The sequence below is a fragment of the Pantoea stewartii subsp. stewartii genome (assembly GCF_008801695.1).
Lineage (GTDB): Bacteria > Pseudomonadota > Gammaproteobacteria > Enterobacterales > Enterobacteriaceae > Pantoea > Pantoea stewartii.
The window spans coordinates 1-7,151 of the sequence record NZ_VZPF01000129.1 but is presented as its reverse complement, the minus strand read 5'-3'; the positions used below and the strand labels follow the sequence as shown (position 1 = coordinate 7,151).

Here is a 7,151-nt window from a genome sequence, read left to right as displayed (position 1 = left end):
GCGCCTGGCCGCCGTTGGTTTTAGCCAGAACGGTGGTGATTGCTGCAGTCAGGGTGGTTTTACCGTGGTCAACGTGACCGATGGTGCCCACGTTTACGTGCAGTTTGTTACGTTGAAATTGCTCTTTAGCCATCGCTTGTCCCTCTAAGACACGGATATATCAAAGATATCGTCACATTAACCAGGCATTGCCTGACTGCAAGGAGTTACAGAGAAAATCAGGAGGGAGATAAAGGAAGTGGTGCTGATACCCAGAGTCGAACTGGGGACCTCACCCTTACCAAGGGTGCGCTCTACCAACTGAGCCATATCAGCACATCTGGAGCGGGCAGCGGGAATCGAACCCGCATCATCAGCTTGGAAGGCTGAGGTAATAGCCATTATACGATGCCCGCGTCCTGGAACTCGGCTACCTGTTCTTTCTGTAGCTTGTGAATAACAGGGGAAGTCCCCCATTATTCTTAGCCTGCCAGCGAAGCTGGCAGACTTTGACTGAGCTTACACCCAATCTGAATTCAGGGTGAGAAGAAGTGACTCACCTGCCAGATAAACAGGTTGTTTATCTGTTCTCAACCCGAGGGTCGAGATGGTGGTGGGAGAAGGATTCGAACCTTCGAAGTCTGTGACGGCAGATTTACAGTCTGCTCCCTTTGGCCGCTCGGGAATCCCACCTACTTGATGGTGCCGGCTACCGGAATCGAACTGGTGACCTACTGATTACAAGTCAGTTGCTCTACCAACTGAGCTAAGCCGGCATCAAGTGACGCGCATTCTAGGAAGGTCGGCTGAAGGATGCAACAAAAAAATCACTGTTTTTGTTCTATCGCTTACTATTTGTGCAAAGCATCGCAATTTACCCCTATTCTGCAGAAATAACATCCAATTATTGGTCAAATTTTCGCGTCATCTTCTGTCCCTGGATTGGGTCTTCACGATTTCATTCTTTGATGGATGGCTTTTTTCACGTCCCCTTTTTTTGCTGATCATGCAAAATTCGTCTCGATTGCTTATTTATTGCCCGGTGTTTTCCATCGACAGCCGGTTTTTGTTTGTGGATATCGGTTTGTTTGTGCAAAAACGCCACCACAGAGTAAGCGATGAGTAATGTTAAGTTGACAGGGTTGCAGAGAAAACGTACTGGCACCTAAAGAGGTGGGAATGGACACTGGCACAATACCGCTTTCAATACGCGTGAATCAGGCATTGCTTGTATGCTTTCTGTGGCCGACAGCGCTGCTCTGTTCGGTTACTGGCCTGACAGGCGCGCGAGTGCATGTGTATTGATGTCGACGCGGTGAAGATGAGCGAGGTTGCATATGAACAGGTACTGCCTACGTACAACAGAGAAGTCACATGACACATGAGAACGGCCCGATGCTTGATGTGCAGATTCCACCCTGTCCGCACCGATGACGGCTGCGACCAACTGGAACGCCGCCGAAAGTCATTATGTTTGTCCCTTCTGTTGTCAGAACGCGCTGTGCCTCCCGGTTCAACCTGCATAGAAACCCGGTCAGGCGAATTGAAGCGCTTCTTCTCTCCTTTGGCTCTCAGACAGCTTAAGCACACCACAAAGCCTGTGGCGGCCTTATGTTGGCAGCAACAGTATTGGGCTGATCTGATGGACACGCCATGCGAGGGCAGAGAAAGGGTCGTGGTAAGGGTTATTCGTCACGGGAAAGAGAGTACAGAAGGTATCCGTGCCTGAGGCAGACTGGTCTCTGAAGGCAATAAAGTGCCTTGTGGATGTTCAGACAAATGACCTGGCGAATGAAAGCACGCCCCAAAACAGTGACGCGCCTGACACGCACCTTATTTGCGGCTTAACGTCCGGCATAAAGTAACAGACAGCCACGGATTCGTTGCACGCGCTATCATGAAAGACCGCTCGTTAACCGGCTGCTGGCTAAGTGAACCATACGATAATGAGCGGAGGCCCGTTTACGTGCCCTGATCAGTGCTACCCACCGGGCTAAAGATTTACCTGTCACATCGCATGCTGTAATTACAGAGATCAAGCCTCTTGATCAAGGATTTGTTAAAATTGCGGAGGCGCCGACGAAAGCTTATCCCCGTTTATTTTTTACTTCTTTTAAAAGCTATACTGGTGGTACCCTCCAGCCCATTGTTCTCGTTAATAACTCTGTGACCCGCAATTCATTACGCTACCGTGCCCGAGTAATCTTCGGTGAAAATGTACAGATTGGTTTGAATCTGCAGTCAAATGTATACTTATGGATAAAACGACATCACTCACCACGCCTTATTTACAGTTCACCCGTGAACAATGGGCGTCATTACGCGACTCCGTTCCCATGACGCTGGCAGAGGATGAAATTGCTCAGTTAAAAGGGATAAACGAAGACCTTTCTATTGAAGAGGTGGCCGAAATCTATCTGCCGCTCTCACGCTTGCTGAATTTCTATATAAGTTCGAATGTGCGTCGCCAGGCTGTTCTGGAACAATTTCTGGGCACAGACGGGCAAAAGATCCCTTACATTATCAGTATTGCTGGTAGCGTTGCGGTGGGGAAAAGTACGACTGCCCGCGTTTTACAGGCGCTTCTCAGCCGCTGGCCTGAGCACCGTAAGGTTGAGTTAATTACAACTGATGGCTTCCTTCATCCGAACTCGGTACTAAAAGAGCGCGGTCTCATGAAGAAAAAAGGGTTTCCTCAATCTTATGATATGCATCGGTTAGTTAAGTTTGTGTCAGACCTTAAGTCTGGCGCCCAGCAGGTGACGGCGCCCGTTTATTCCCATCTCATTTATGACGTTATTCCGGATGGGGATAAAGTGGTGCAACAACCCGATATTTTAATTCTGGAAGGCTTAAACGTTCTTCAAAGTGGAATGGATTATCCCCACGATCCGCACCACGTATTTGTTTCTGATTTTGTCGATTTTTCTATCTATGTCGATGCGGAAGAAGATCTTTTACAACACTGGTATATCAATCGCTTTCTGAAATTTCGCCAGGGCGCTTTCACCGATCCCGACTCTTATTTTCATCATTATGCACAGTTACCTGAAGATGAGGCCATCAAGATCGCGGGATCGCTGTGGAAAGAGATCAATTGGCTGAACCTGAAAGAGAATATTCTTCCTACACGTGAAAGAGCCAGCTTGATTATGACCAAAAGTGGTAATCATGCGGTTGAAAAAGTCCGCCTGAGAAAATAAGTTACGACAATAAAAGCCTGCCTTAAAAGCAGGCTTTACAGACTTTTAAAGGGGACGCAGCGATATTTCCCCACCCATCCAGGATTTAATTTCGCCCTCTTGTTCCAGCAGCAAACCACCCTGATTATCAATGCCGCGTGCAATGCCGTGAACTTCCCGCTCGCCCATCAGTAACCTGACCGGACGGTTGATAAAGTTGTCTAAGCCTGCCCAGCGTGCGACAAAAGGTGCCAGACCTTCCTGTTCAAAAACAGGTAGTGCCTCACGCAGGCGATTGATTAACGTTGCAGCCAGGTCATTACGATCAAGCGTTACGCCCGCTTCCTGCAGATTAATCCAGCCCTGATTGATTTGCGCCGCGTCGGCATTTCGCATCGCTAAATTGATGCCCGCTCCCATTACGATCTGCGCAGCATCGCCGGTTTTACCGGTTAACTCCACTAAGATGCCTGCTAATTTTCTGTCATGGAGGTAAATATCATTCGGCCATTTTACGCGAACATCCTCCGCACCTAATGACTGAAGCGTCTCTGCCATCACTATACCAATCACCAGGCTGAGCCCCATCGCTGCAGCAGGCCCTTGCTCCAGACGCCAGTACATAGACATATAAAGATTAGCACCGAAGGGAGAAAACCAATGCCGCCCGCGTCGTCCGCGTCCCGCTTGCTGATATTCCGCCACACAAACGGCACCTGAAGGCAGTGAATCCATACGCTCAAGTAAATACTGGTTCGTCGAATCGATAACCGGTATCACGGCGACATCAGGCTGAGAAAGCTGACCAAGAATCGCCTCTTCATTGAGCAACTGAAGCGGTGCAGGGAAGCTGTAGCCTTTCCCGGTAACCGTATACACTTCAAGGCCCCAGCTTTTTAACGTCTGAATATGTTTATTAATTGCTGCGCGGCTCATGCCGAGCGTTTCACCTAATTGCTCACCAGAATGAAATTCGCCATCTGACAGGATATCAATAAGCTTTAGCGGTACGCTGTGGTCTTTCATGCAATCACCTCAACCGCATTGCATTCACCTTGTGCCCGGATAAAACGGACCTCAGGCTCAAGCCAGACATCAAATTTCTCACCTACGCGTGCGCGCACCTTTTTTGCCAGCGCAACGATATCGCCTGGCGTGGCATCGGCGGCATTAATCAGCACTAATGCCTGCTGCTGATGAACTTCCGCGCCGCCAACCCGACAGCCTTTAAGCTGACACTGATCGATTAACCAGCCTGCGGCAAGTTTTACCGTACCCTCTGGTTGGGGATAATTTGGCATCGCAGGATAGTGATTAAGCAATACTTCGGCCTGCTGCCGACTAATCACTGGATTTTTGAAAAAACTGCCAACATTGCCTGTTATTTTGGGGTCAGGTAATTTGCTCTGTCGCATATGGCAAACGGCATGAAACACATCCCAGGCATTCGCAGTCGCCGGATTAAGCGTCTTTAAATCGCCATACGTCAGCACCGGTTGCCACTGTTTGGTTAATGCAAACCCGACGGCAACAATCGTATAGCCCGACTGGTACTGATGTTTAAAAATGCTGTCGCGATAGCCAAACTGGCAATCGTCACGGCTTAAACGCTCAGTGACGCCGGTTTGCAAATTCAGCACGTCTACATATTCACAGACATCTTTCAGTTCAACGCCATAGGCGCCGATATTCTGGATGGGTGCAGAGCCGACCATACCGGGAATAAGTGCCAGGTTCTCTAGTCCGGAAATCCCTTTTTCCAGCGTCATTTTTACCAGTTGATGCCAGTTTTCACCCGCGCCAACATGCAGCTTCCAGCGCTCATTCTCGTCGCGTATTTCAACTCCAGCGATGCGGTTGAGCACCACAATGCCCGCGAAGTCCTCAAGAAACAGTACATTGCTGCCTTCACCCAGGATCAAAAAGGGCTGCTGGTTACGCTGGCTCATCTGCCATGCCGCAAGTATGGCTTCAGGCGTTTCGGCGACAATACGAATTTGTGTGCTGACATCAAGACCGAGCGTATTGTCGGCTTTTAAGGAGGTATACGAGCTGGACATGATAAGGCCTTCACGGGGTTAATCTGGCCGTAGTTTACCGCATCATGAACGGATTGAGAGGGAATTTGCGTGCGAAGACGTTTTTCGCTGCATATCAGCCACTCCGGGTAGAAAGAAATCCCGTCGCGGGCATGACGACAGGGGAAGCTGATGGAATGTGAGTTGTTTAAAGCAGCTAAAAACACAGGCGGAACAATTGTGTAAGCGTCGCATCTAGACCGTATTGACGTTCAGGCAGAGGTAAGGTCTACCTTCCATGGCAGCAGATCGCGGACCCGGTTCACCGACCAGTCCTGGATATGACCGAGGACGTAACGCAGCCACGCCTCGGGTTCAACGCCGTTAAGCCGGCAGGTGCCGATAAGGGAGTACAGCACCGCAGCCCGCTCACCGCCGCTGTCTGAACCAGCGAACAGCCAGTTTTTCCGGCCCAGGGCAACACCGCGCAACGCGTTCTCCGCGATGTTATTGTCTATCTCTGCCCAGCCGTTGCTGCAGTACAGGTTCAGCGCGTCCCATTGTTTCAGCAGGTACGCGAACGCCTTCGCCGTATCCGAGTGGCGTGACAGGACCTTCATCTGCGACTGTATCCAGTCGTACAGCGACTGCATCAGCGCGACGGTTCTGGCTTTTCTCACCGCCAGTCGGTCCTCTGCCGGGCTGCCGCGTATCTCCGCCTCGATGGCATACAGCTCACCGATGCGCTTCAGCGCTTCGGTGGTGATGTCGGTCGGGGTACGGACATGAACGTCGTGGATTTTCCGCCGGGCGTGCGCCATGCAGGCCGCTTCCGTGATGCGCCCGTCTTCGTACAACGCATTATAGCCACCGTACGCATCCGCCTGCAGGATACCGCTGTACCCCGCAAGGTGTTGCTGCGGATGCATTCCCTTACGGTCCGGTGAGTACGCGAACCAGACCGCAGGCGGAAGCTGTGAACCCGCGTTGCGGTCATCCCGCACGTACACCCACAGCCGGGCCGTGCGCGTTTTGCCGCTGCCCGGCTCCTGAACCGGTACCGGGATATCGTCGGTATGCACCTTGCCCGGCATCAGCACGTACTGGCGCAGCAGGTCGTACAGCGGCTCCAGCAGTTCGCTCACCGCACCAGACCAGCGCCCCAGCGTGGCGCGACTCAGCTCCACGCCCTGACGGCGGTAGATTTCTGACTGCCGGTAGTGTGGTGTGTGCTCTGCGAACTTCGCCGTGACGATTCGGGCCAGCAGGCCCGGGCCGGCGTAGCTGCGCTCTATGGGCTTTGACGGCATTGGAGACTGAACGATGTGGTCGCACTGACAGCAGGCCAGCTTCGGCCGCTGCGTTTCGATAACCTTAAAGGCGCTGCTGATGAGCTCCAGCTGCTCTGACACGTCGCAGCCCAGTGCGCTGAGCTCTCCGCCGCATGCCGGGCAGGCGGTTTCTGCCGGCAACAGCGTGCGGGTTTCGCGCGGGAGTGTGGCGGGGAGAGGTTTACGGGCAGAAGACTGGCGCAGCGGCTGTGGCAGTACCGGGTCATGCTGTTCGCCCAGCACCTCTGCCATCTCTTCCTGCAGGGCGCCGATGCGCTCCTCTGCCTCGCACACCTGGCGTGCTGTTTTCTCACGGAGCTTTTCGGAGCTTTTGCCGAACTGCATGCGCTGCAGCTTAGCGACCAGCGCCTTCAGCCGGTTGATCTCGCTGGTGTAGGCCGCCACCCGCTGTGAGAGCAGGCGGTTGTACTCCGCCAACTGGCGTATAGTGGTCTGCTGCTCCTGCAGCAGCGCCCTGAGCCGGGCGTTTTCATCAGGGGGTGAGGTGTCCATGACCCCACTTTACAGCAGGTTATATCCGCAGGCCAGGACGTTCCGTCCGCTGCGGGTGCTTCCAGTTAATTCCTTCCAGCAGCATGGACAGCTGCGCCGGCGTCAGGTGGACTTTTCCGTCGCGGGTC

General features: G+C 52.5%; 5 protein-coding genes, 4 tRNA genes and 1 pseudogene. 1 reads left to right on the top strand and 9 read right to left on the bottom strand.

The genetic code is table 11. The features are described 5' to 3' along the window. From F7Q90_RS24010 to F7Q90_RS23990, 5 genes are all read right to left on the bottom strand, one after another. Positions 1-133: GTP-binding protein (locus F7Q90_RS24010; protein WP_233207462.1), on the bottom strand; the 133-nt coding region annotated here is incomplete at its 3' end. A 106-nt stretch (positions 134-239) separates the two neighbouring features. Beyond that, positions 240-315, bottom strand: a tRNA-Thr gene (locus tag F7Q90_RS24005). A 5-nt stretch (positions 316-320) separates the two neighbouring features. Continuing rightward, positions 321-395 (bottom strand) — tRNA-Gly (locus tag F7Q90_RS24000). Positions 396-587: 192 nt separating this feature from the next. Beyond that, a tRNA-Tyr gene (locus F7Q90_RS23995) sits at positions 588-672 on the bottom strand. A 7-nt stretch (positions 673-679) separates the two neighbouring features. Further along, positions 680-755 (bottom strand) — tRNA-Thr (locus F7Q90_RS23990). A gap of 1,479 nt (positions 756-2,234) precedes the next feature. On the opposite strand from F7Q90_RS23990, the gene coaA reads away from it, so the two are divergent. Then, a complete protein-coding gene (gene coaA / locus F7Q90_RS23985) occupies positions 2,235-3,182 on the top strand; it encodes a type I pantothenate kinase (RefSeq protein ID WP_006121491.1) in 948 nt (315 codons plus the stop codon). 45 nt (positions 3,183-3,227) lie between these two features. Here the strand turns inward: coaA and birA are convergent, their stop codons facing one another. The 4 genes and pseudogenes from birA to F7Q90_RS26955 all read right to left on the bottom strand — a co-directional run. Next, positions 3,228-4,187: a bifunctional biotin--[acetyl-CoA-carboxylase] ligase/biotin operon repressor BirA gene (gene birA / locus F7Q90_RS23980; RefSeq protein ID WP_006121490.1), complete on the bottom strand. Its 960-nt coding sequence runs from the start codon at positions 4,185-4,187 to the stop codon at positions 3,228-3,230. Beyond that, positions 4,184-5,221 carry a UDP-N-acetylmuramate dehydrogenase gene (gene murB / locus F7Q90_RS23975; RefSeq protein ID WP_006121489.1) on the bottom strand — a complete coding sequence of 346 codons (1,038 nt, stop codon included), beginning with the start codon at positions 5,219-5,221 and terminating at the stop codon, positions 4,184-4,186. The genes birA and murB overlap by 4 nt, the downstream gene beginning before the upstream one ends. A gap of 230 nt (positions 5,222-5,451) precedes the next feature. Beyond that, positions 5,452-7,023 (bottom strand): IS66 family transposase, encoded by a 1,572-nt coding sequence (tnpC, locus tag F7Q90_RS23970; protein WP_151161113.1) that lies wholly within the window; start codon positions 7,021-7,023, stop codon positions 5,452-5,454. Between the two features lie 19 nt (positions 7,024-7,042). After that, a pseudogene (locus F7Q90_RS26955) lies at positions 7,043-7,151 on the bottom strand (IS66 family insertion sequence element accessory protein TnpB); the annotation flags it as partial.

Coding starts and splice junctions, on each gene's coding strand:
- coaA (WP_006121491.1), top strand. CDS start 2,235: ATGGATAAAACGACATCACTCACCACGCCTTATTTACAGTTCACCCGT.
- birA (WP_006121490.1), bottom strand. CDS start 4,187: ATGAAAGACCACAGCGTACCGCTAAAGCTTATTGATATCCTGTCAGAT.
- murB (WP_006121489.1), bottom strand. CDS start 5,221: ATGTCCAGCTCGTATACCTCCTTAAAAGCCGACAATACGCTCGGTCTT.
- tnpC (WP_151161113.1), bottom strand. CDS start 7,023: ATGGACACCTCACCCCCTGATGAAAACGCCCGGCTCAGGGCGCTGCTG.